This window comes from Serratia sp. 4542, from assembly GCF_016805595.1.
Taxonomy (GTDB): domain Bacteria; phylum Pseudomonadota; class Gammaproteobacteria; order Enterobacterales; family Enterobacteriaceae; genus Serratia; species Serratia nevei.
Window position 1 is genome coordinate 250,982 of record NZ_RXKV01000004.1, and the last position, 22,382, is coordinate 273,363.

Sequence of the window (22,382 nt, forward strand, 5' to 3'; positions counted from 1 at the left end):
GGAATATCACATGAAATTCAGTGAACTCTGGTTGCGCGAGTGGGTAAACCCGGCCATCAGCAGCGAAGCATTATCCGATCAAATCACCATGGCCGGCCTGGAAGTGGACGGCGTGGATCCGGTTGCCGGCGCGTTTAACGGCGTCGTCGTGGGCGAGGTGGTCGAGTGCGGCCAGCACCCGAACGCCGACAAACTGCGCGTCACCAAGGTTAACGTAGGCGGCGATCGCCTGCTCGACATCGTCTGCGGCGCGCCAAACTGCCGTACCGGCCTGAAAGTGGCGGTCGCCACCGTGGGCGCGGTGCTGCCGGGCGATTTCAAAATCAAGGCCGCCAAGCTGCGCGGCGAACCTTCGGAAGGCATGCTGTGCTCGTTCTCCGAGCTGGGCATTTCCGACGATCATGACGGTATCATTGAGCTGCCGCTGGATGCGCCGATCGGCACCGACATCCGCGACTATCTGAAACTGAACGACAACACCATCGAGATCAGCGTCACGCCGAACCGCGCCGACTGCTTGGGCATCATCGGCGTTGCGCGCGACGTGGGCGTACTGAACCAGGTTGCGCTGACCGAGCCGGACATGAGCCCGGTAGCCGCCACCATCGACGCCACGCTGCCGATCCGCGTTGACGCGGCGCAGGCGTGCCCACGCTATCTGGGCCGCGTAGTGAAAGGCATCGACGTCAAGGCGCCAACCCCGCTGTGGATGCGTGAAAAACTGCGTCGCTGCGGTATCCGTTCTATCGATGCCGTGGTTGACGTCACCAACTATGTGCTGCTGGAGCTTGGCCAACCGATGCACGCCTTCGATCTGAGCCGCATCGACGGCGGCATCGTGGTGCGCATGGCGGAAGAAGGGGAAACCTTGACACTGCTGGACGGCAACGAAGCCAAACTGAACGCCGACACCTTAGTGATCGCCGATCATCAAAAAGCGCTGGCGATGGGTGGTATCTTCGGCGGCGAGCATTCCGGCGTCAACGGGGAAACTCAGGACGTGCTGCTGGAGTGCGCCTTCTTCAGCCCGCTGTCGATCACCGGTCGCGCACGCCGTCACGGCCTGCACACCGATGCTTCTCACCGCTATGAGCGCGGCGTCGATCCGGCGCTGCAGTACAAAGCGATGGAGCGCGCCACGCGCCTGCTGCTCGACATCTGCGGCGGTCAGGCCGGCCCGGTTATCGACGTGACCAATGAAAACGAACTGCCGAAGCGCGCTACCATCACGCTGCGCCGCGAGAAGCTGGATCGCCTGATCGGCCACGTGGTGCCGAGCGAGCAGGTTAGCGACATTCTGCGCCGCCTGGGTTGCCAGGTAACCGAACAGGGCGACAGCTGGCAAGCGGTCGCGCCGAGCTGGCGTTTCGATATGGAGATCGAAGAGGACCTGGTGGAAGAAGTGGCGCGCATTTACGGCTACGACAACATCCCGGATGTGCCGGTTCGTGCCGATCTGGTGATGACCCAGCATCGCGAAGCCGATCTGACGCTCAAGCGCGTGAAGACCATGCTGGTCGATCACGGCTACCAGGAAGCGATCACCTACAGCTTCGTCGATCCGAAAGTGCAGGCATTGCTGCATCCGAATGAAGAAGCGCTGATCCTGCCGAGCCCGATTTCGGTCGAGATGTCGGCGATGCGTCTGTCGCTGTGGACCGGCCTGCTGTCTGCGGTGGTGTATAACCAGAACCGCCAGCAGACGCGCCTGCGCCTGTTCGAAAGCGGCCTGCGCTTTGTGCCTGATAGTGCGGCAGATCTGGGTATCCGTCAGGATGTCATGCTGGCAGGCGTGATCGCTGGCCATACGCACGATGAGCATTGGGATCTGGCGCGCAAGCCCGTCGACTTCTATGATTTAAAAGGGGATCTGGAGTCTGTCCTCGAGCTGACCGGTAAATTATCCGAAATTCAGTTCCGGGCGGAAGCCAATCCGGCCCTGCATCCAGGGCAAAGTGCGGCGATTTATTTGCACGGCGAACGCGTAGGTTTCATTGGTGTGGTTCACCCGGAACTTGAACGTAAACTGGATCTTAACGGCCGCACCGTGGTGTTTGAACTGGAGTGGAACAAGCTTGCGAGCCGCGCCGTGCCTCAGGCGCGGGAGATTTCGCGCTTCCCGGCAAACCGCCGTGATATCGCCGTTGTGGTGGCTGAAAACGTCCCCGCAGAAGATATTTTGGCCGAGTGTAAGAAAGTTGGCGCAAATCAGGTAGTTGGCGTAAACTTGTTTGACGTGTACCGTGGCAAGGGCGTGGCAGAAGGTGACAAGAGCCTGGCTATCAGTCTGGTATTGCAGGATACCGCTCGTACACTGGAAGAAGAGGAGATAGCCGCTACCGTTGCAAAATGCGTAGAGGCTCTAAAACAGCGATTCCAAGCATCCTTGAGGGATTGAACCTATGGCGCTTACTAAAGCTGAAATGTCAGAACACCTGTTTGAGAAGCTTGGGCTTAGCAAACGGGACGCCAAAGACCTGGTGGAACTGTTCTTTGAAGAGGTCCGTCGGGCCCTTGAGAATGGCGAACAGGTAAAACTGTCGGGTTTTGGCAACTTTGATCTGCGTGACAAGAACCAACGTCCGGGGCGTAACCCGAAGACCGGCGAAGACATTCCGATTACGGCGCGCCGCGTGGTGACCTTCCGTCCGGGGCAGAAGCTGAAAAGCCGGGTAGAAAACGCTAGCCCGAAAGGGTGAGTGACGTGACATCAAAAAAGGCCGCTTGCGCGGCCTTTTTCTTTTTTTTGGGAAAATTCAGTTTATTCCTAATGGGCAATGTAAGAATTAAATTTATTCATTAAAGCACTACGGCGAAAATTTATTTAATCTTATTTGCGGAATATTCTTATATCTTATTTCATTTGATGGGTGGCCTTATTTGTCATTTCAATAACGGCCATAATAATGGCCTGGGCCGTCGCCGCGGTGGCCTCCGCCCCAGTGCGGGCCCCAGCAGCAGGCGCTGAGGCTTGAGGCCAGGGCCACAACGGCCAGCAACATACCGATACGTTTAATCATCTTATTATCCTCCGGTGGGAATCCATTTAATTATAATTGTCTTGCGGTCTGAGAGACGTCAGTTATTCGTTAAACCTTGTCAGTGGTTATGATAATTAAAGGCGGCGGCAAACAGTGTAGGGATTGTGTAAGGCCGTCGAAAACGATCTGAAAATAGGCATCGATGAGATAGTCGTTAAATAAGCACGCTGATATAACCACTGCAGCAAGAAAAATAGAGTGAGAAGGTAAAATGAAAAAGATCCTGTTGCTGGTGTGTTTCCCGCTGTTGCTGCCGCTGGCGGCGCAGGCCGATGTGTCCGTCGATATCAACGTGCCGGGCGTTTCCCTGCATCTGGGGGATCAGGACCGTCGCGGCTACTACTGGGATGGCTACGACTGGCGTCCACCGCAGTGGTGGCATGCGCACCAGGGCCGCGGTCTGGGTGAGCGCAATGCGCGCGGTTTGTACTGGGACGGCGGACGCTGGCAACCTTCGCCGCCGCGTGGTTATGAGCATCGCGAGCCGGAGCGCAGCGGCAATCCGTTCCATGGCGATCGCGATAATCGCGACCGCCGTCATGACGATCGGGGTGACCATGACCGGCGCGATGACGGCCGCGGTCAGCCTTATCCACCGGGCAACGCCGGCCCGCATCGTTAATCCCTGAGTTTATCGGCGGCTGGTTTTGCCATCATCATGGTGATGACGGGCAGGGCCAGCCGCTGCTTTCCTGCGCCATCGCCTACGCAAGGCTTCCCCTTGCGGCGTTAACCCCCTAATATTCGACTCAGACGTCAATTATCCGGCCACGACAGCGGCCGGCAGGGAACCGCCGCGCCATGCCAACCAGCCGTACTTTCACCTTACTGTTGCAACATCAGCGCTACCGCGATAAGCGCCAGGTCACTCTGCTGGCGCTGGGCGTGGCGGTGGCGTTGCTGTTCAGCCTCTGCGCCGGTGACCAATGGATATGGCCGTCAGCGTGGTTCAGCGATCGGGCGCAGCTGTTCGTTTGGCAACTGCGTTTACCGCGCGCGCTGGCGGTGATGCTGGTCGGCGCCGCCCTGGCGGTGGCGGGCGCGGTGATGCAGGCGCTGTTTGAAAACCCGCTGGCGGAGCCCGGTCTGCTGGGGGTGGCTAACGGCGCCGGCGTCGCGCTGGTGTTGACGGTGCTGTTAGGGCACGGTTTGTTGCCGGTGGCGCTGATGAGCGCCGCCGCGATAGCCGGTGCGCTGGCGATGACCTTTTTGCTGCTGGGCTTCGCTCGGCGCCGGCGCCTGACCAATGCACGGCTGTTGCTGGTTGGCGTGGCGCTGGGCATTGTGTGCAGCGCGCTGATGACCTGGGCGGTCTATTTCAGCACCAGCCTCGATCTGCGGCAGCTGATGTATTGGATGATGGGCGGTTTCGGCGGCGTCGATTGGCGGCAAAAGTGGCTGGTGCTGGCGCTGCTGCCGGTGCTTTTGTGGCTGTGCGGCCAGGGCAGAGCGCTCAACCTGATGGCGCTGGGCGAGGTGCAGGCGCGGCAACTTGGGCTGTCGCTGCATCTGTGGCGTAATTTGCTGGTGCTGGCGATCGGCTGGCTGGTCGGCGTCAGCGTGGCGCTCGCCGGAGTGATTGGCTTTGTTGGGTTGGTGATCCCGCATATTTTGCGGCTCACCGGCCTGACCGACCAGCGCTATCTGCTGCCGGCCTGCGCGCTGGCGGGAGCCGGGGTGTTGCTGGTGGCCGATGTGATCGCCCGCGTTGCGCTGCTGGCGGCCGAGCTGCCGATCGGCGTGGTGACCGCCACGCTGGGGGCGCCGCTATTTATCTGGTTACTGACCCGAACAAAGGGCGTAAGGTAGTTTTCTTCATTCACCTGCCATTAAAAAACCAAAGGATGACAACCGATGAGCAAGCCAATCTACAACCTGCCGTTACACACCATCGAAAATCAGGCGACCACGCTGGGCGCCTATCAGGGTAAGGTGCTGCTGGTGGTCAACGTGGCCTCGGAGTGCGGCCTGACCAAGCAATATGAAGGGCTGGAGGCGCTGTACGAAACCTATCGCGATCGGGGGCTGGAAGTTTTGGGGTTCCCGTCCAATGAATTCCTGGGCCAGGAGCCGGGCAGCAACGAAGAGATCCTGGCGTTTTGCCGCGGCACCTTCGGCGTGCAATTCCCGATGTTCGCCAAGATTGAGGTGAACGGCGAACATCGGCATCCGCTGTACCAGGCGCTGATTGCCGCGCAGCCGGATGCTGTCGCACCGCAGGGCAGCGAGTTCCTGGCGCGAATGACCAGCAAAGGGCGTGCGCCGAAGCACGCCGGCGATATTCTGTGGAACTTCGAGAAATTCCTCATCGCGCGCGACGGCACGGTGATCCAACGCTTCTCGCCTGACACCACGCCGGAAGATCCGGCGCTGGTGGCGGCGGTAAAACAAGCGCTGGCAGGATAAGACGGATGCTGCAACTCGTCGAGGTTGGGGTGGCGGGGCGCCTGGCGCCTTTTTCGGCACAGATTGAAGGCGGGTTGCAGGTTCATCTGATCGGCCCAAACGGCGCTGGGAAGAGCACCTTGCTGGCGCGGGTGGCCGGCATGCTGCAGGGGCTGGGCGAGGTTCGCCTGGACGGGCGCGCGCTGGCCGATTATCCGGGTAACGCGCTGGCATGCCGGCGCGGCTATCTCAGCCAGCAACAGCCGCCGGTGTCGCTGATGCCGGTGTTCCAGTATTTGGCCTTGCACCGGCCAGCGGCAGCGGCGCAAACCGATGTGGAACACGCCATTCTCTATTTGTGCCAGCGGCTGAAGCTGGTGGATAAGCTGTCACGCATGCTGACGCAGCTCTCCGGTGGCGAATGGCAGCGGGTGCGGCTGGCGGCGGTGTTGCTGCAGGTGTGGCCCAGCGTCAATCCGCACAGTCGGCTGTTGTTGCTGGATGAGCCGACCAACAGCCTGGACGTGGCTCAGAAAGTCGCGCTGGATCGCCTGCTGCGGGAATTTTGCCAGAGCGGGCGCAGCGCGCTGGTGTGCGCGCACGATCTGAATCATACCTTACAGCAGGCCGATCGGGTTTGGTTGCTGCACGCCGGGCGGCTGGTGGCACAGGGGGCCACGCGTGAGGTGATGGCACCCGCGCTGCTGTCGCAGATCTATGAAGTGGACTTCCACCTGCAATGGGTGGGGGACCAGCGTTGGATCATGACCCGCACGGCTTGAGTCGCGGCGACGGCGGGGCGCAACGTAAACGAAAACTAAACGTAGTGAATATAAATAGCCGGGTAATCATCGGTTAATATTGGGCTGCCTCTCACTTTCTTATCGATTTTCTTGAAAAACGTCGATGACGTGCTACGCTTGATTCGGCAAAAATAAAATACGTAAATAATTATTAATAAATATAAGAAATTGATTTTAATAATAATTTTAAATAGATGATGGCGGCACCCACCAATCAGTTGACCCACTGATGACAAGTCTCGTCTTAAGGTTTAGTTAAGCTTGCGGCCTTACATTGGCAGTTAATCCACGGAAATGATTCTTCTCTGGCGTTTAATATCCGTTAAACGAAAGGGATTTACAGTGTCATCAAAAGCAGTTCGATACGTTTGGGGTTAACTATGGATCAATTTTTGCCTTTCTCTCGTCCGGCCATCGGCGATGAAGAAATCGCCGCGGTAGAGAAAGTGTTGCGTTCCGGTTGGATCACCACCGGGCCGCAAAACCAGCAGCTGGAAAGCGACTTCTGTTCCACCTTCGGCTGTAAGCATGCGATCGCCGTCAGTTCCGCCACGGCTGGCATGCACATCACGCTGATGGCGCTGGGCATCGGCCCCGGCGACGAAGTCATCACCCCTTCGCAAACCTGGGTTTCCACCCTCAACATGATCGAGCTGCTGGGCGCCACGCCGGTCATGATCGACGTTGACCGTGATACGTTGATGGTCAGCGCCGCCGATGTCGAGGCTGCCATCACCCCGAAAACCAAAGCGATTGTTCCGGTGCACTACGCCGGCGCTCCTCTTCAGATGGACGCGCTGCGCGCCGTGGCCGAACGCCACGGTCTGCCTTTGATCGAAGACGCCGCCCATGCGGTCGGTACGCGCTACAACGGCGAATGGGTCGGCGCGCGTGGCACGGCGATTTTCTCGTTCCACGCCATTAAAAACGTGACCTGCGCCGAGGGCGGCCTGATCGCCACCGACGACGATGCGCTGGCGGATCGCCTGCGTTGCCTGAAGTTCCACGGTCTGGCCGTCGATGCCTTCGATCGTCAGCAGCTTGGCCGCAAACCGCAGGCCGAAGTGGTGGAGCCGGGTTACAAATACAACCTGTCCGACATTCACGCGGCGATCGCCGTGGTGCAGCTGTCGCGCTTCGCTGAGCTGAACGCGCGCCGCAAGGCGCTGGCACAGCGCTACCTGAGCGCGCTGGAAGGCTCGCCGTTCCAACCGTTGGGCGTGCCGGATTACCCGCATGACCACGCCTGGCATCTGTTTATGGTGCGCGTCGACCCTGAGCGTTGCGGCATCGATCGCGATCGGTTGATGGAGCGTCTGAAAGAGGTTGGCGTCGGCACCGGGCTGCATTTCCGCGCCGCGCATACCCAGAAATTCTACCGTGAGCGTTATCCGCAGCTTTCCTTGCCGAATACCGAATGGAACTCGGCGCGGCTGTGCACTTTACCGCTATTCCCTGATATGACCGACGCCGACGTGGATCGCGTGGTCAATGCCTTGTCTTCTGTTGTGGAGTCTTTACGTGTCTCGCGTTGAACCGATTAAAAAAGTGTCGATAGTCATCCCGGTATACAACGAGCAGGAAAGTCTGCCGGCGTTGCTGGAGCGTACTACCGCCGCTTGCAAGCAGTTATCTCAACCTTATGAAATCATCCTCGTCGACGATGGCAGCAGCGACAACTCCGCGGACATGCTGACCGCGGCGGCGGAAAAACCGGACAGCCACGTCATCGCCGTTTTGCTGAACCGCAACTATGGCCAGCACTCGGCGATCATGGCCGGTTTCAACCAGGTGACCGGCGATCTGGTGATTACGCTGGACGCCGATCTGCAGAACCCGCCGGAGGAGATCCCTCGTCTGGTCAGCGTGGCGGAAGAGGGCTATGACGTGGTGGGCACCGTGCGCGCCAACCGTCAAGACTCCTGGTTCCGCAAAAGCGCTTCGCGCGTGATCAACATGATGATTCAACGCGCCACCGGCAAGTCGATGGGAGACTACGGCTGCATGCTGCGCGCCTACCGTCGTCACATCGTTGAGGCGATGCTGCACTGCCACGAGCGCAGCACCTTTATCCCGATTCTGGCGAACACCTTCGCCCGTCGCACGACCGAGATCGACGTGCGTCACGCCGAGCGCGAGTTTGGCGATTCCAAGTACAGCCTGATGAAGCTGATCAACCTGATGTACGACCTGATCACCTGCCTGACCACCACCCCGCTGCGTTTGCTCAGCGTGGTCGGCAGCATCGTGGCGCTGTCCGGGTTTGTGTTGGCGCTGGTGCTGATTGCGCTGCGTCTGCTGCTCGGCCCTGAATGGGCCGCCGGCGGCGTGTTCACCCTCTTCGCCGTGCTGTTCACCTTTATCGGCGCCCAGTTTGTTGGCATGGGGCTACTGGGTGAATACATCGGCCGCATCTATACCGACGTGCGCGCACGTCCTCGCTATTTTGTTCAGAAAGTGGTCGGCGTACAGCAGGACCACAATACTCAGGAAGAAGAATGATGAAAGCTATTGTATTTGCTTACCATGATATTGGCTGCGCAGGTCTGAAAGCGCTGACTGAGGCGGGTTATGACGTGCAGGCCGTATTCACGCACACCGACGACCCTGGTGAGAACAACTTCTTCTCCTCCGTGGCCCGTTTGGGCGCCGAATTGGATCTGCCGGTCTATGCGCCGGAAGACGTGAACCACCCGCTGTGGGTTGACCGCATTCGCGACCTGCAGCCGGACGTGATCTTTTCGTTCTACTACCGCCATATGCTGAGCGACGAGATCCTCTCGCTGGCGCCGCAGGGCGGCTTCAACCTGCACGGTTCGCTGCTGCCGCATTACCGTGGCCGCGCCCCGGTGAACTGGGCGCTGGTGAACGGCGAAACCGAAACCGGCGCCACGCTGCACAAGATGGTGAAACGCCCGGACGCCGGCGACATCGTCGGTCAGCAGAAAGTGACCATCGCCGACAGCGACACTGCGCTGACGCTGCACAAAAAAGTGCTGGAAGCCGCGCAGGCCGTATTGAAAGAGCAGTTGCCGAAGCTGAAGAACGGCACCGCCACCTTCACCAAGCAGGATGAGTCTCAGGCCAGCTACTTCGGCCGTCGCACCGCGGCGGACGGCGAGATCCTGTGGCACAAGTCCGCCAAAGAGATCAACAACCTGGTACGTGCCGTCACGGAACCGTACCCGGGTGCCTTCAGCTACCTCGGCCAGCGCAAGCTGATCGTCTGGCGCTCTCGCGTGCTGGATACCCAACACGACAAGCAGCCGGGCACCGTACTGAGCACCTCGCCGCTGGTCATCGCCTGTGGCGAAGGCGCGCTGGAGATCGTTGCCGGTCAGAACGACAGCGGCCTGTACGTGCAGGGCAGCCGCCTGGCGCAGGAAATGGGCATCGTCACCGACGTGCGCTTGGCCGCCAAGCCGAACGCCGTAATGAAACGCCGCACTCGCGTGCTGATCCTCGGGGTCAACGGCTTCATCGGTAACCACCTGACCGAGCGCCTGCTGCGTGACGATCGCTACGACATCTACGGCCTGGATATCGGTTCTGACGCCATCAGCCGTTTCCTCGACAACCCGCGTTTCCACTTCGTGGAAGGCGACATCAGCATCCACTCCGAGTGGATCGAGTATCACATCAAGAAATGCGACGTGGTGCTGCCGCTGGTGGCGATCGCGACGCCGATCGAATACACCCGTAACCCGCTGCGCGTGTTCGAGCTGGATTTCGAAGAGAACCTGAAGATCGTTCGCGACTGCGTGAAATACAACAAGCGCATCATCTTCCCGTCCACCTCAGAAGTGTACGGCATGTGCGACGACAAAGAGTTCGACGAAGACCATTCGCGCCTGATCGTCGGGCCAATCAACAAACAGCGCTGGATCTACTCGGTCTCCAAACAGCTGCTGGATCGGGTGATCTGGGCTTACGGCGCTAAAGAAGGCCTGAAGTTCACGCTGTTCCGTCCATTCAACTGGATGGGGCCGCGCCTGGATAACCTGGACGCTGCGCGTATCGGCTCTTCCCGTGCCATCACCCAGCTGATCCTCAACCTGGTGGAAGGTTCGCCGATCAAACTGATGGACGGCGGCGCGCAGAAACGTTGCTTCACCGACATCAACGACGGCATCGAAGCGCTGTTCCGCATCATCGAGAACCGCGACGGCCTGTGCGACGGCCAGATCGTCAACATCGGCAACCCGACCAACGAAGCGAGCATCCGCGAGCTGGCGGAAATGCTGCTGGAAAGCTTCAACAACCACCCGCTGCGCGACCGCTTCCCGCCGTTTGCCGGCTTCAAGGACGTTGAGAGCAGCAGCTACTACGGTAAAGGTTACCAGGACGTCGAGCACCGCACGCCGAGCATCAAGAACGCTCACCGCCTGCTGGGCTGGCAGCCGACCATCGAGATGAAGCAAACCGTCGCCGATACGCTGGACTACTTCCTGCGCACTACCGTTCAGGAAGGGAACGATGCATGAAGAAAGTCGGTCTGCGGGTTGATGTAGATACCTTCAGCGGCACCCGTGAAGGGGTGCCGCAGTTGCTGGACCTGTTCGACAAGTACGACATTCAGGCCAGCTTCTTCTTCAGCGTGGGACCGGACAACATGGGGCGCCATCTTTGGCGCCTTTTGCGTCCGAAATTTCTGTGGAAAATGCTGCGTTCGAACGCCGCCTCGCTGTACGGCCTGGACATTCTGCTGGCCGGCACCGCCTGGCCGGGGCGCAACATTTCACGCGCGTTGGGGCCGCTGATGAAGCGCACCGCCGAAGCCGGCCATGAAGTCGGGCTGCACGCCTGGGATCACCAGGGGTGGCAGGCCAAGGTCGGCAAGTGGAGCGAGGCGCAGCTGACCGAACAGGTGCAGCTGGGCGTCGATGCCCTGAGCGCCAGCACCGGCCAACCGGTGAAATGCTCCGCCGTGGCGGGCTGGCGTGCCGATACGCGCGTGCTGGAGGTCAAGCAACGCTTCGGCTTCCATTACAACAGCGATTGCCGCGGCACCCATCCATTCCGTCCGGTGCTGAGCGACGGGCGTCACGGCACGGTGCAGATCCCGGTGACGTTGCCGACCTTCGACGAAGTGATCGGCAGCGAAGTCAGCATGGCCGACTTCAACGACTACATTCTGCGCGCCATCGAGAACGATCGCGGCGTGCCGGTGTACACCATTCACACCGAAGTGGAAGGCATGTCGCAAGCGGCGATGTTCGAACAGTTATTGCAACGCGCACGGCAGCAGGGCATCGAATTCTGTCCGCTTAGCGCGCTGTTACCACAAGATTTGGCGTCACTGCCGTTGGGCCGCATCAAGCGTGCTCCTTTCCCCGGCCGCGAAGGTTGGCTGGGCTGTCAAACCGATGTGAAGGACGTTACATGAAGGCGCTAAAAGGATCCTGGGCCATTCTGCTGGCCGTTTTTTTTGCTCTGGTTTACCTGATCCCACTTAACGGCCGCCTGCTGTGGCAGCCGGACGAGACGCGTTATGCCGAGATCAGCCGTGAAATGCTGCAGCGCGGCGATTGGGTTGTGCCGCACCTGCTGGGGCTACGCTACTTCGAAAAGCCGGTGGCGGGTTACTGGTTCAATAACATCAGCCAGTGGCTGTTCGGCGAAAACAACTTTGCGGTGCGCTTCGGCTCGGTGTTCAGCACCGGCATGACCGCACTGCTGGTGTTCGCGCTGGCGATGCTGATGTGGCGCAATGCGCGCCGCGCCAGCCTGGCGGCGCTGATTTTCCTGTCGATGGTGCTGGTGTTCAGCATCGGCACCTACAGCGTGCTGGATCCGATGATCTCGCTGTGGCTGGCGGCGGCGATGGTCAGCTACTACCTGACGCTGAAAGCCACTTCGGTCAAAGGCAAGCTGGGCGCCTACGCGCTGCTGGGCTTGGCCTGCGGCATGGGCTTTATGACCAAGGGCTTCCTGGCGCTGGCGGTGCCGGTGATCGCGGTGATCCCGATCGTCATCCAGCAACGTCGCATCAAGGATCTGCTGTGCTACGGCCCGGTGGCGATCGTGACCGCTACGTTGCTCAGCCTGCCGTGGGCGCTGGCGATCGCGCAACGCGAACCCGATTTCTGGAATTACTTCTTCTGGGTCGAACATATTCAGCGTTTCGCCGAAGATAACGCCCAGCACAAGGCGCCGTTCTGGTATTACCTGCCGATCCTGCTGGCGGCGGTGCTGCCGTGGCTGGCGCTGCTGCCCGGTGCGCTGCTCAAGGGCTGGCGCGAACGCGTACAGCGCCCGGAGCTGTTCTTCCTGCTGAGCTGGGCGATGATGCCGCTGATCTTCTTCAGCATCGCCAAAGGCAAGCTGCCGACCTACATTCTGCCGTGCATGGCGCCGCTGGCGCTGCTGATGACCGCCTATGCGGAAGACTACGCCGCCACCCTGCGCGCCAGACTGTTCAAGGCCAATGCCTGGCTGAACGGCCTGTTCGGGCTGATCGGCATCGTGGCGCTGGTGGTGTTGAGCGCCGGCCTGCTGCCGAAAGCCCATCTGTTTACCGCGCAAGAGTGGCCGAAGGTGGTGCTCGGCCTGATCGCCTTCGGCGGCTGGCTCCTGTTCGCGCTGGTTTCCGCACGCGATAACGGCCGTCAATGGCGCTGGGCGGCGGCCTGCCCGGTATTGCTGTGCCTGGTGATCGGCTACGCCATCCCGCAACAGGTGACCGATTCCAAGCTGCCGCAGAACTTCGCGCGCGCCACGATGGCCGAGCTGGGCGACAGCCGTTACGTGCTGACCGACAGCGTCGGGGTAGCGGCCGGTTTGGCCTGGGAACTGAAGCGTAGCGACGTGCTGATGTACAGCCAGAAAGGCGAGGTAGCTTATGGTCTGGAGTATCCGGACGCCAAAGGCCACCTGATCAGCGACGCCGACTTCCCGCAGTGGCTGGCGCAGGCGCGCAAACAGGGGAACGTGTCGCTGGTGCTGCAGCTGTCCCGTGGCGAAGCGCTGCCGCAGGAACTGCCTGCCGCAGACAAGGTAGATCGTATGAATCGCCTGGTGCTGATGTGGTATAAACAGCAACCATGATGGGTTTTCTGTTGGTGATTGTGGTCAGCCTGCTCACCTGCGGTGGGCAGCTGTGCCAGAAGCAGGCGGCGCACTGTTGGGAGCGGGCGGACGAAGCGCGGCTGAAGCAGACGCTGCGTTGGCTGGCGCTGGCGGTGCTGCTGCTGGGGCTGGGCATGGCGGTGTGGCTCAATGTGCTGCAACGCCTGCCGCTCAGCCTGGCTTACCCGATGCTCAGCCTGAACTTCGTGATGGTGACGCTGGCGGCGCGCTGGCTGTTTCATGAGCCGACGACCGTGCGCCACTGGTGTGGCGTAGCGTCGATTATGTTGGGGATCCTGCTGATGAGCGTGCATTCATGAGGGGCTATGCCTGGGGCGCCGCCAGCGTGTTGCTGGTGACGCTGGCGCAGTTGCTGATGAAGTGGGGCATGGTGCAAATCCCGCTGATGTCGTTCGCCGACGTCTCGTTGGCGTTGATCGGCGACTACTGGCTGCCGCTGCTGGCGGTGGGCGGCGGCATCTTCGGTTATGCGCTGTCGATGCTGTGTTGGTTCTTTGCGCTGCGCCACCTGCCGTTAAACCGCGCTTATCCTCTGCTGAGCGTCAGCTACGCGCTGGTCTATCTGGCGGCGGTGATCCTGCCGTGGTTTAACGAATCCGCTACGCTGCTGAAAACGTTGGGCACGCTGTTTATTCTGTTCGGCGTCTGGCTGATTAACAGCAAATCCGAGACAAAATCGCCGGAATAGGGTCAAAACCGGCGATCCTGCTATTATCTCCCTCATGGCGCTTGCCTTTTTCCCCGTGCGGGAGATAAATTAACGCCAAATAGCGCTCTCCTTACGTGGTGCCGGCTTCGCCTCGCAGGCGGTGGTGGTGTGCCGATTGGCATAATGCGGCAGCGTGTTCAATGAAGGAATATTATGCGGATGCGTGTGTGGTTTTTATTAGCCAGTTTGATCCTCGCCGGCTGCAGCAGCCATGCGCCGCCGCCGAGCGGCCGCCTGGCGGACTCTATCGTGGTGGTGGCCCAGCTCAACGAGCAACTGCGTCAGTGGTACGGTACGCCATACCGTTACGGCGGCCTGGATCGCGGCGGCGTAGATTGTTCCGGCTTTGTTTACCGCACGTTCCGCGATCGTTTCGACATGCAGCTGCCGCGTTCGACCGAAGAGCAAACCTCGCTGGGCACCAAGGTTTCGCGTGATGAGCTGATGCCGGGCGACCTGGTGTTTTTCAAAACCGGCGGCGGTGAGAACGGCCTGCACGTCGGCATTTACGATACCAACGACCAATTTATCCACGCTTCGACCAGCCGCGGAGTGATCCGCTCCTCGCTCGATAACGTCTACTGGAAGCGGGTGTACTGGCAGGCGCGACGCATTTAGCCTTAACCTATTGATTTGGTGTATCATGGCGGTATCACGTGTTTTGAACGGTGCCTGCCATGAACAGCCTGCGTTTACTGATCTCCGATTCCTACGATCCCTGGTTTAACCTGGCGGTGGAAGAATGCATCTTCCGCGAGATGACCACGCAAAAAATCCTCTTTCTGTGGCGCAATGCCGAAACGGTGGTGATTGGCCAGTCGCAGAACCCCTGGAAGGAGTGCAACACCCGGCGCATGGAGCAGGACGGCATTCGGCTGGCGCGGCGCAGCAGCGGCGGTGGGGCGGTATTTCACGACCTGGGCAACACCTGTTTCACCTTTATGGCCGGCAAACCGGGTTACGACAAAAGCGTCTCGACCGACATCATTCTGCAAGCGCTGCGGCAGCTGGGCGTCACGGCCGGCGCGTCGGGGCGCAACGATCTGGTGATGGAAACCGCCGACGGGCCGCGCAAAATATCCGGCTCGGCCTATCGAGAAACCCAGGACCGTGGTTTCCACCACGGCACGCTGCTGCTGAACGCCGATCTGGAGCGGCTGGCAGACTACCTCAATCCCGATCCCAAAAAGCTGCAGGCCAAGGGCATCACCTCGGTGCGTTCGCGCGTCGCCAATTTGGCGGAGTTTTTGCCGGGTATCAGCCATGAACAGGTGTGCGAAGCCATCGTGCAGGCCTTTTTTGCCCACTATGGCGAGACGGCCGAGCCGGAGATCATTTCGCCGGACGTATTCCCTGATTTGCCCGATTTTGCCGCGCAGTTCGCCAAACAGAGCAGTTGGGAATGGAATTTCGGCAAGGCGCCGGCGTTCAGCCATCTGCTTAACGAACGCTTCGTCTGGGGCGGCGTGGATCTGTTCTTCGACGTGGAGAAGGGAACGATTGTTCGCGCGCAGGTGTTCACCGACAGCCTGAATCCCGCCCCGCTGCAACGGCTGGCGGAAGCGCTGGTGGGCTGCGCGTATCGCAGCGAGCCCGTTGCCGCTTGCTGCGATCGGCTGATGGCGGATTATCCGCAACAGGCGGCGGAATTGACCGAACTGCGGCAATGGCTGAGCGAAACGATCCGTTAGCCGGTATGGGATGGTGAAGGGGATGAGCGTGCTCATCCCTTTTTTTATCGCTGAAATCGACGTTTCGCAGGGGCGTAGCGCAGATTTTCTGAAAATCAAGGTGGGCATTTTTTTACGTTTTCAATGCTGAGAATAACGGGCGGAATTGATGTGTTATTAAATTTAATCAGTCATCGTTAACGGCAGGAAAAATCGGCGTTACGGCAGAAAGATTATTTTACTTTATTTAAGATTTTTCTTAAATAAAACAACGGAGATAAGTCAAATTTAGCCCGTCATCCAATCCACTTAAGCCAAATACCTTTTCATATCACGCGTTAGGCGAGAAAGGTGGCATAAGTTCAGCTGCTTTTCTTTTGCGCCTTTCGCGATTGTCGTATAGCTTTAATCTATCAATTAAATGATATTTCATGGGTATTTGCATTGATGTTTCCGATTAATCCCAGAAGGATTGATCGATAAAATATATTGATATACGATGATACGCTAGCCATTCATCCTGTGGCATTAAAATGAACATCCAACTCGAAGCTGACTTTATTAGTAGCTATGTTTTTCAACCTGTTTACTCAATGGAGGGCAGGCTGTTGGCGGTGGAAATGTTGAGCCGTTTCAACAGTCTCGACGGTGATTTAGCCATGCCGGCCGAAATTGGGATTAATTTATTGGCGCCTGAACAAAGGATTGAGTTATTTAATGAGCAATTGAAACTTGCGGAGCGGCACGCGGGCTGGTTTACCGGTAACAGCGTGCAGTTGACCATCAATATCGAAGAAACCATCGTCGAACTTATTCTTTCCGATCCGGCATTGTGCCAATGGATCAGGCAATATCCTTTTATTGCATTCGAAATGAGTGAGAGTTTTCCGAATCTTTCGGCCGGGAAGAACAACCCGAACGTGCAGCGATTAAGCGAAATGTTTACGCTGTGGCTCGATGATTTCGGTTCCGGTAAAGCCACCTTGACCGCGCTGTATGATGGTTTGTTTGACTATGTAAAGATAGACAAGCGTTTTTACTGGCAGCTGTTTACCCATCAGGGGTATGACGTGGTCATCGACTCGTTGTTAAAGAATATCAACCTGTTGTGTAAAGGCGTGATCGTCGGAGGAATAGAGAAAAAAGAGTACTTTAATAAACTCAGATACGCCGGTGTTTTAGGCCTGCAAGGTTTTTTATGGCCCAGCGTTGGTGTGGATAATCTGCAAACTTTGCTGGCGAAGCCCAGCGAGTTCAATAATTAAGAAGTGATATAAAAAACTACACACAATGAGGTAAATAATGCGCGGGGTGATGTTTGCCGTGATTCCGTCGCCGTTATTCGCCATCGTTTTTTGGCTGATGACACCGTTTTGTCAGCCCGCGTTAAACCGCGTTTCCTCCGCCAGGTGGAAACGCCAAACTCCCCGCATCCGTCCTGGCGACAGGCGGATGCGTTCTCCCTGCATTCCTTCGGTGTTAATCCGCCCGTCCAGGCTCTACACTACGCTGAAACGGAGGGCCTATGCCGCAGTTCGATAACGCTTACTACCAACAGTTACCCGGTTTCTACACCGCCCTGAACCCGACGCCGCTCAAGGATGCGCGCCTGCTGTACCACAGCGAGCCGCTGGCGCGCGAGCTGGGGCTGGATGAAAGTTGGTTTACCCAGGATAAAACCCCCATTTGGGCGGGAGAAACGCTGCTGCCCGGCATGCAGCCGTTGGCGCAGGTGTACAGTGGCCACCAGTTTGGCGTCTGGGCCGGGCAGCTGGGGGATGGCCGCGGCATTTTACTGGGCGAACAGGTCCTGGCGGACGGCAGCCACCGCGACTGGCACCTGAAGGGCGCCGGGCTGACGCCATATTCGCGTATGGGGGACGGCCGCGCGGTGCTGCGCTCGGTGATCCGCGAGTTTCTGGCCTCCGAGGCGCTGCATCATCTGGGGATCCCGACCACCCGGGCGTTGACCATCGTGACCAGCCGGCAGCCGGTGTTCCGCGAGCAGCCGGAACGCGGCGCCATGCTGATGCGGGTGGCGGAAAGCCACGTGCGCTTCGGCCACTTCGAGCACTTTTACTACCGCAAACAGCCGGAGCAGGTGCGGCAGCTGGCGGATTTCGTCATTGCCCGTCACTGGCCGCAGCTGCAGGATCAGGCTGAACGTTACCTGCTGTGGTTTACCGACGTGGTGGAACGGACGGCGCGCCTGATCGCCCATTGGCAAACCGTCGGTTTCGCTCACGGCGTGATGAACACCGACAACATGTCGATTCTCGGCATCACCATTGACTACGGCCCTTACGGCTTCCTCGATGACTATCAGCCCGGTTATATCTGCAATCACTCCGACCATCAGGGGCGTTACGCCTTCGACAATCAGCCGGCGGTGGCGCTGTGGAACCTGCATCGCCTGGCGCAGACCCTGTCGGGGCTGATGACCACTGAACAGCTGCAGCAGGCGCTGGCGGCGTATGAACCGGCGCTGATGCGCGCCTACGGCGAACAGATGCGCGCTAAACTCGGCTTCTTCACGCCGACGGCGCAGGACAATGACGTGCTCACCGGGCTGTTGAGCCTGATGGCGCAGGAAGGGCGGGACTATACCCGCACGTTCCGCCTGTTGAGCGACACTGAACAGCAACAGGCGCAGTCGCCGCTGCGCGACGAGTTTATCGACCGCGCGGCGTTCGATTCCTGGTATCAGCAGTATCGTCAGCGTTTGCAGCAGGAGCAGGTGAGCGATGAGGAACGGCAACGGGCGATGAAGGCGGTGAACCCGCGCCTGATCCTGCGCAACTATCTGGCGCAGCAGGCGATTGAAGACGCGGAGCAAGACGACGTGGGCCGTTTGCAGCGGTTGCATCAGGCCCTGCTGCGGCCGTTCGACGATGCGCCGGAATATGACGATCTCGCCGTGCTGCCGCCGGACTGGGGCAAACATCTGGAGATTTCCTGCTCCAGCTGAGATGAAAAAAGGGCGCTTAATGGCGCCCTTGACGTTATTGACGCAGGTAGACCTGCGGCAGCGACACTTCGGGATGATGCACCACGCCGAGATCGGCCTGATACCAGCGGGTGAGGATCTCCGTCTGCAACACCTCCTGCGGCGTGCCGCTCGCCACCAGACGCCCCTGATGCAGCAGCAGGATCCTATCGGCGTACAGCGCGGCCAGATTAAGATCGTGCAGCACGCAGCAGACGCCCAGCGGCTGTTGGCGCGTCAGCGAGCGCAGCAGGCGCAGGGTGTGCTGCTGGTGGTACAGATCCAGCGCCGAGGTCGGCTCGTCGAGAAATAGCCAGGCGGGAGACGGCTGCGGTTGCCACAGCTGCGCCAACACCCGCGCCAGCTGTACCCGCTGCTGTTCGCCGCCGGACAGTTGGCGGTAGTCGCGCTGCGCCAGCGCCAGACAATCGGTCTGCGCCATCACCTGTTGGATCGCCTGATGCTCGTCGCGTTTGCCGTGCGGCGCCCGCCCCATGCTGACCACTTCCTCCACGCTGAACGGAAACGCCAGATCGCTGTACTGGCGCATCACGGCTCGGACTTTGGCCAACTGCTGCGGCGCCCACTGTTCCAGCGGGCGATCAAGCAGGCGACATTCGCCGCAGTCCGGCGTCAAATAGCCGGTCAGCAAGCGCAGCAGCGTCGATTTGCCGGCGCCGTTAGGGCCGATAATCGCCACCATTTCGCCGCCGGCGAGGCTGAGCGAAACGTCGTTGATCAAGCGGCGCGCACCGAGGCTGTAGCGCAGCTCTCGGGCCGTCAGGCAGGCGGCGTTATCCACCGGTTCGCTCCCGCTGGCGCATCACCAGCCACAAGAAGTAAGGACCGCCGATCAGGCTGGTCATCAACCCCACCGGCATTTCGGCCGGCGCCACCAGCGTGCGCGCCAGCGTATCGCTGACCAGCAGCAGACAGGCGCCGCCCAGCGCGGAGCAGGGCAGCAGCCAGCGGTGATCGCCGCCGAGGCGCATGCGCACCAGATGCGGCACCACCAAACCGACAAAGCCGATCACGCCGCTCATCGCTACCGCCGCGCCGATCAGCAAGGCGCTCAGCAACAGCAGCTGCAGCTTGGCGCGCTGGACGTTCACCCCGAGGTAGTGGGCCTCTTCGTCCCCCAGCTGCAACAGGTTCAGCCGGCGCGCCTGCAGCAGCGTCAGCAGCGCCGTAGGCAGGATCAGCGAGGCGGAAACCGCCAGCGTCGGCCACTGTGACTGGCTGAGGCTGCCCATCATCCACAGCGAGAACTGGCGCAGCTGTTGATCGCTGCTGACGTAAGAGAGCACGCCGATGGCCGCCATGCACAGGGCGTTGATGGCGATGCCCGCCAGCAGCAGCCGCGACAGATTGCCGTGCCCGCTGCGGCTGATGCCGTAGATCAATAGCGATACCAGCAGGCTGCCGAGGAACGCCGCCAGCATATGGCCGTACAGTGCGATCGTCACCGGCAACGCCAGCGGCATCACGATGAACAGAGCGACAAACAGCGCGCCGCCGCTGCTGATGCCCAGCAGGCTCGGATCCGCCAGCGGGTTGCGGAACAGCCCCTGCATCACCGCACCGGATACCGCCAGCGCGCAGCCGATCACCACCGCCAGCAGCACGCGCGGCAGGCGGATGTTCAACCAGATGTGCCAGGCGGCATCGCTGAAAGGTTCGCGCCACAGGGTGCGAAACGACAGCGTCAGCGCGCCCAGGTTGGCGGCGACCAGCGCCAGCAGCGTCAGCAACACCAGCAGACCGATGATGGCCAGCTGAGGCGAGGTGCGACAGCGCATTACTTTTGCTCCGCCGCGTGGCGCAGTTTGGCCAGCGCCGCCGGCGTTTCCAGACCGAAGCCCAGCAGCGCCATGTCATCGACGATCAGCACGCGGCGTTGCTTGCCTGCCGGTGTCAACGCCAGGCCCGGCAGCGTCCACAGCTGCTGTTCGCCGCCGAGGGTGCGCACGCCGTCGGTAGTGACCAGCAACAGATCCGGCGCGCTGGCGATGACGCCTTCCTGCGACAGCGGACGGTAGCGGTCAAAGCCCTGCATGGCGTTTTTCAGGCCGGCGGCGGCAATCACCGCGTCGGCGGCGGTGTGTTGCCCGGCGGCCATCGGCGTGATGCCGCCGTGGCTCATCACGAACAGCACCTTGACCGGCAGCGGGGAGGTATCGACCGCCGCCAGCTGTTGTCGATAGCGCTCGCTCAGCTGTTTGCCTTGCTCAACGCGCTGCAGCGCAGCGGCAATCGTAGCGATTTTCTGCGGCACCGCCTGCAGGGTGGTGTCACCCGGCACGCTGACCACGTTGACGCCGCTGTCCGCCAGCTGTTTGAGCACCAGCGCCGGCTGTGCCAGCTCGGTCGTCAGTACCAGCGTCGGCTTCAGCGCCAAAATGCCTTCGGCGTTCAGCTGGCGCATATAGCCGACGTCCGGCAGCTTTTTCACCGCTTCCGGATGCAGACTGGTGCTGTCGCGGGCGATCACCTCGTCGCCGGCGCCGAGCGCGAAGGCGATTTCCGTCACGTCGCCGCCGATCGAGACGATGCGCTGCGCCGCCGCAGCGGTGAGCGGCAGCGCCAGCGACATCATCAACGCCAGGCGGCGGATCAAGGAAGATTTCATGCGGCGATGTCCTTGGCGGCGAGCGCGGCAACCTGCTCGCGCCACTGGGTTTGTTCCGGCTGCCCTTCGGTACGCTGGCCATACAGCTGCGCAATCTGCGTGCCATCGGCGGCGAACAGCTCCAGGCTGGTGACGATGCCGTCTTTGGTCGGTTTGCGGGTGATCCAGCTTTCGGCGATGGCGTCTTCGATCAGGTGCAGCGTGAAGCGGCGGTTGAACACGTTGATCCAGCCTTCCTGCGGCATCAAACGTTCGATCTGGCCGGTGAAGATCTGCACGCAGCCGCGGTTGCCGACGAAGATCATGATCTCGTTCTGCTGCTGCTGCGCTGCTTCCAGCAGCTGCGACAGCGCGCTGTTGTCCACCTGATAGGCCAGATCGTCGCCGACGGCGCGGAACGCCTGCTGGCGCGTCAGTTTGTTGCGGCTGAGCAGCTGGAAGAACTGGTGAACGTCGGTCATCGCGCGCCATTCACCGTCGATTTTTGCATGATCTTGCGTCGTTTCATCCGCAGTGCTCGCCTCGGCGGGCTGCAGCGCCAGCGCCGGATTTTCTTCGCTCAGGTGGCGTTCCACCAGTGCCATCCAGGCCGGCAGATCGGTCTCTTCGGTGGTGTAGACCTTGTGCAGCGCATCGCCCTGTTGGTCGAAGAACTGGATGCTGTGGCGCACGCCGCGCTTGTTGGTTTCGCTCATGGCGAAAACGCTGGTCCAGTGGTTGAGGAACAGGCGCAGATCCAGCTCGCGCGGGTTGAGGATCAGCCCGGCGTGGCCGTTGAGGTGCTGGTTGCGGTAGCGGCCCATCTGCTCATGCACCGCATAGCTGTTGCGGGTGATGGACTTGGTGACGCCGACCTGCTCAAGCTCGGTCAGCAGGGTGCGCGCGTCGGCCTGCAGGCGGCGAGTGTCGTGGCCGACGCGGGCGTGCGTTAGCTCCGCTTCGCTGACGCCGAGGATCGCCGCCAGATCGCGGGCGTATTTGCCGGGGTGATCGATTTTAGCCTGTTGGTAGCGTTCGTATAGGGTATTGCTCATGCGGGATTCTCCTGCGCTGTAATGCGAACGGCGGAC

21 protein-coding genes are annotated in these 22,382 nt (G+C 60.2%); 17 read left to right on the forward strand and 4 right to left on the reverse strand.

All coding sequences use genetic code 11. The features are described 5' to 3' along the window. Positions 1 to 10 precede the first annotated feature (10 nt). The 17 genes from pheT to EKL15_RS05265 all read left to right on the forward strand — a co-directional run bounded on the left by pheT (position 11) and on the right by EKL15_RS05265 (position 18,665). Complete coding sequence (gene pheT, locus EKL15_RS05185) at positions 11 to 2,398, forward strand: phenylalanine--tRNA ligase subunit beta (RefSeq protein WP_060440073.1); 2,388 nt, start codon at positions 11 to 13, stop codon at positions 2,396 to 2,398. A gap of 4 nt (positions 2,399 to 2,402) precedes the next feature. Then, positions 2,403 to 2,699, forward strand: a complete 297-nt coding sequence (gene ihfA / locus EKL15_RS05190) for an integration host factor subunit alpha (RefSeq protein ID WP_004931414.1) — start codon at positions 2,403 to 2,405, stop codon at positions 2,697 to 2,699. Between the two features lie 553 nt (positions 2,700 to 3,252). After that, a complete protein-coding gene (locus tag EKL15_RS05195) occupies positions 3,253 to 3,663 on the forward strand; it encodes a DUF2502 domain-containing protein (RefSeq protein ID WP_038871079.1) in 411 nt (136 codons plus the stop codon). A gap of 179 nt (positions 3,664 to 3,842) precedes the next feature. Beyond that, entirely contained in the window at positions 3,843 to 4,850 is a 1,008-nt protein-coding gene (gene btuC, locus EKL15_RS05200; protein WP_060419220.1) for a vitamin B12 ABC transporter permease BtuC, read from the forward strand. Positions 4,851 to 4,895: 45 nt separating this feature from the next. Continuing rightward, positions 4,896 to 5,447: a glutathione peroxidase gene (locus EKL15_RS05205; protein ID WP_100396326.1), complete on the forward strand. Its 552-nt coding sequence runs from the start codon at positions 4,896 to 4,898 to the stop codon at positions 5,445 to 5,447. Between the two features lie 5 nt (positions 5,448 to 5,452). Further along, entirely contained in the window at positions 5,453 to 6,208 is a 756-nt protein-coding gene (gene btuD / locus EKL15_RS05210) for a vitamin B12 ABC transporter ATP-binding protein BtuD (RefSeq protein WP_100396327.1), read from the forward strand. 401 nt (positions 6,209 to 6,609) lie between these two features. Next, positions 6,610 to 7,764, forward strand: coding sequence for a UDP-4-amino-4-deoxy-L-arabinose aminotransferase (arnB, locus tag EKL15_RS05215; RefSeq protein ID WP_089185898.1), 1,155 nt, complete (start codon positions 6,610 to 6,612; stop codon positions 7,762 to 7,764). Beyond that, the gene (gene arnC, locus EKL15_RS05220; protein ID WP_033642884.1) at positions 7,751 to 8,731 is read left to right on the forward strand and encodes an undecaprenyl-phosphate 4-deoxy-4-formamido-L-arabinose transferase; all 981 of its coding nucleotides are present in this window, start codon (positions 7,751 to 7,753) and stop codon (positions 8,729 to 8,731) included. Before arnB ends, arnC begins: the two co-directional genes overlap by 14 nt. Further along, positions 8,731 to 10,713, forward strand: a complete 1,983-nt coding sequence (gene arnA / locus EKL15_RS05225; RefSeq protein WP_060419724.1) for a bifunctional UDP-4-amino-4-deoxy-L-arabinose formyltransferase/UDP-glucuronic acid oxidase ArnA — start codon at positions 8,731 to 8,733, stop codon at positions 10,711 to 10,713. The genes arnC and arnA overlap by 1 nt, the downstream gene beginning before the upstream one ends. Beyond that, positions 10,710 to 11,615, forward strand: coding sequence for a 4-deoxy-4-formamido-L-arabinose-phosphoundecaprenol deformylase (gene arnD, locus EKL15_RS05230; protein ID WP_047727670.1), 906 nt, complete (start codon positions 10,710 to 10,712; stop codon positions 11,613 to 11,615). Before arnA ends, arnD begins: the two co-directional genes overlap by 4 nt. Then, the gene (gene arnT, locus EKL15_RS05235; protein ID WP_070914902.1) at positions 11,612 to 13,276 is read left to right on the forward strand and encodes a lipid IV(A) 4-amino-4-deoxy-L-arabinosyltransferase; all 1,665 of its coding nucleotides are present in this window, start codon (positions 11,612 to 11,614) and stop codon (positions 13,274 to 13,276) included. The genes arnD and arnT overlap by 4 nt, the downstream gene beginning before the upstream one ends. Next, entirely contained in the window at positions 13,273 to 13,617 is a 345-nt protein-coding gene (arnE, locus tag EKL15_RS05240; RefSeq protein WP_060419210.1) for a 4-amino-4-deoxy-L-arabinose-phosphoundecaprenol flippase subunit ArnE, read from the forward strand. The genes arnT and arnE overlap by 4 nt, the downstream gene beginning before the upstream one ends. Further along, positions 13,614 to 14,006 carry a 4-amino-4-deoxy-L-arabinose-phosphoundecaprenol flippase subunit ArnF gene (gene arnF / locus EKL15_RS05245; RefSeq protein WP_019456018.1) on the forward strand — a complete coding sequence of 131 codons (393 nt, stop codon included), beginning with the start codon at positions 13,614 to 13,616 and terminating at the stop codon, positions 14,004 to 14,006. Before arnE ends, arnF begins: the two co-directional genes overlap by 4 nt. 174 nt (positions 14,007 to 14,180) lie before the next feature. After that, positions 14,181 to 14,645: an NlpC/P60 family protein gene (locus tag EKL15_RS05250; protein WP_016927954.1), complete on the forward strand. Its 465-nt coding sequence runs from the start codon at positions 14,181 to 14,183 to the stop codon at positions 14,643 to 14,645. A gap of 59 nt (positions 14,646 to 14,704) precedes the next feature. Then, positions 14,705 to 15,718, forward strand: a complete 1,014-nt coding sequence (locus tag EKL15_RS05255; RefSeq protein WP_060419209.1) for a lipoate--protein ligase A — start codon at positions 14,705 to 14,707, stop codon at positions 15,716 to 15,718. Positions 15,719 to 16,230: 512 nt separating this feature from the next. Continuing rightward, the gene (locus EKL15_RS05260; RefSeq protein ID WP_087763499.1) at positions 16,231 to 16,962 is read left to right on the forward strand and encodes an EAL domain-containing protein; all 732 of its coding nucleotides are present in this window, start codon (positions 16,231 to 16,233) and stop codon (positions 16,960 to 16,962) included. A gap of 260 nt (positions 16,963 to 17,222) precedes the next feature. After that, complete coding sequence (locus tag EKL15_RS05265; RefSeq protein WP_060440068.1) at positions 17,223 to 18,665, forward strand: protein adenylyltransferase SelO; 1,443 nt, start codon at positions 17,223 to 17,225, stop codon at positions 18,663 to 18,665. A gap of 34 nt (positions 18,666 to 18,699) precedes the next feature. Here EKL15_RS05265 and EKL15_RS05270 read toward each other — a convergent pair whose 3' ends face one another. Genes EKL15_RS05270 through EKL15_RS05285 form a run of 4 tightly spaced genes read right to left on the reverse strand, consistent with a single transcriptional unit; the run spans position 18,700 to position 22,346 of the window. Further along, positions 18,700 to 19,485 carry a heme ABC transporter ATP-binding protein gene (locus EKL15_RS05270; RefSeq protein ID WP_049198604.1) on the reverse strand — a complete coding sequence of 262 codons (786 nt, stop codon included), beginning with the start codon at positions 19,483 to 19,485 and terminating at the stop codon, positions 18,700 to 18,702. Continuing rightward, positions 19,478 to 20,482, reverse strand: coding sequence for an iron ABC transporter permease (locus EKL15_RS05275; RefSeq protein WP_016927948.1), 1,005 nt, complete (start codon positions 20,480 to 20,482; stop codon positions 19,478 to 19,480). The genes EKL15_RS05270 and EKL15_RS05275 overlap by 8 nt, the downstream gene beginning before the upstream one ends. Then, on the reverse strand, positions 20,482 to 21,312 hold the full coding sequence (locus tag EKL15_RS05280) for a hemin ABC transporter substrate-binding protein (protein WP_033638352.1): 831 nt from the start codon (positions 21,310 to 21,312) through the stop codon (positions 20,482 to 20,484). Before EKL15_RS05280 ends, EKL15_RS05275 begins: the two co-directional genes overlap by 1 nt. Beyond that, the gene (locus EKL15_RS05285) at positions 21,309 to 22,346 is read right to left on the reverse strand and encodes a hemin-degrading factor (RefSeq protein ID WP_049271968.1); all 1,038 of its coding nucleotides are present in this window, start codon (positions 22,344 to 22,346) and stop codon (positions 21,309 to 21,311) included. Before EKL15_RS05285 ends, EKL15_RS05280 begins: the two co-directional genes overlap by 4 nt. Positions 22,347 to 22,382: the final 36 nt, after the last annotated feature.